This window comes from Caballeronia humi (assembly GCF_001544475.1).
Classification (GTDB): Bacteria; Pseudomonadota; Gammaproteobacteria; order Burkholderiales; family Burkholderiaceae; genus Caballeronia; species Caballeronia humi.
On record NZ_FCNW02000183.1, the window covers coordinates 1 to 1,346 of the forward strand.

Sequence of the window (1,346 nt, forward strand, 5' to 3'; positions counted from 1 at the left end):
CTAGCAGGCTGTTGAAATACCTCATGTAGCGGTCATCCGTAACGAAGGCGTAAACGTTGAACTTATGTCATCAATGAGAGCGAGATGGAACGGATGCGTGGGCCAGATGGTTTTACCGAGTCAATGTTCACGGTGCTGAAGCTGGACGATTTTGTGCCGAAGGACCATCCGTTGCGTCCGGTTCGCGCGTGGCTCAATGACGCGCTTAAACGCATGGACGATGTTTTCGCGCGGATGTACGAGGCTGACGCGAAAGGAGGTCGGCCGAGCATCGCGCCGGAGAAGCTGGTGCGAGCTCTTTTGCTGCAGGTGCTGTACTCGATTCGTAGCGAGCGCATGGTGGTGGAACAGATTTCCTACAACATGCTGTTCCGCTGGTTCGTCGGCCTGCCGATGGACGGGACTGTGTGGGACCACTCGACGTTCAGCAAGAACCGCGACCGTTTGCTTGAACACGATGTGGTGGTGTTGCTCTTCAACGAGACAGTCGAGACGGCGCGCGAGCGTGGACATCTTTCTGGGGAGCACTTTAGCGTCGACGGTACACTGATTCAGGCATGGGCCGGGCATAAGAGCTTTGTGGCGAAAGCAAGTCCGGACGAAGACGACACACCTCCTGACGAACCACCCGCGCCGAATGACAACTGGCATGGACAGAAGCGCAGTAACGAGACGCACCACTCCACGACGGACGAGCAGGCGCGTCTGTTTCGCAAGAGCAAAGGAACCGGGGCGATGCTCTGTTATATGGGCCATGTGCTGACCGACAACCGGCACGGCCTGGTGGTCAACGCACAGGTGACGCTGGCGACCGGCACCGCCGAGCGCGACGCGGCAGGGCAGATGCTTGCTGATGCCGCGAGTGTTGCGCCGCGCGCCATCACGGTCGGCGCGGACAAGAACTACGACACCGCCGGCTTCATCGGCAGTTGTCGCGCGAATCGTGTCACGCCGCATGTGGCGCAAAACGCTGGGCGGCCGGGAGGTTCAGCAATCGACGGGCGAACTACGCGTTGGGCGGGCTATGCGGTCAGCCAGCAAAAACGTAAACGCATTGAGCAGGTGTTCGGATGGGGCAAGACAGTCGGTCGAATTCGACAGGTGATGTATCGAGGACTTGAACGTGTAGACCAGCTCTTCGTGCTGACGCAGGTCGGCTACAACCTGACGCGTATGCGCACACTTGCCGGTTGAGGGGCAGGAAGCAATGGATAGCACCGATATGGTAAGCCCGCGAGCAACGTCGAATGCCCGCAAACGAGTTACGCATTTCAAAAATTCGAAACCAGCATCCGTCGTAATGCATCTGAGTGCATCAACGACGGATATTTCAACGGCCTGCTAGA

At 58.2% G+C, this 1,346-nt stretch carries 1 protein-coding gene; it reads left to right on the plus strand.

Translation table 11 applies throughout. The features are described from left to right. The first annotated feature begins 93 nt into the window (after positions 1-93). A complete protein-coding gene (locus AWB65_RS34905; RefSeq protein ID WP_087671266.1) occupies positions 94-1,194 on the plus strand; it encodes an IS5 family transposase in 1,101 nt (366 codons plus the stop codon). The last annotated feature ends 152 nt before the right edge of the window (positions 1,195-1,346 follow it).

Excerpts from the sequence above, each read along its gene's own strand:
- AWB65_RS34905 (WP_087671266.1), top strand. The coding sequence starts at position 94 with ATGCGTGGGCCAGATGGTTTTACCGAGTCAATGTTCACGGTGCTGAAG.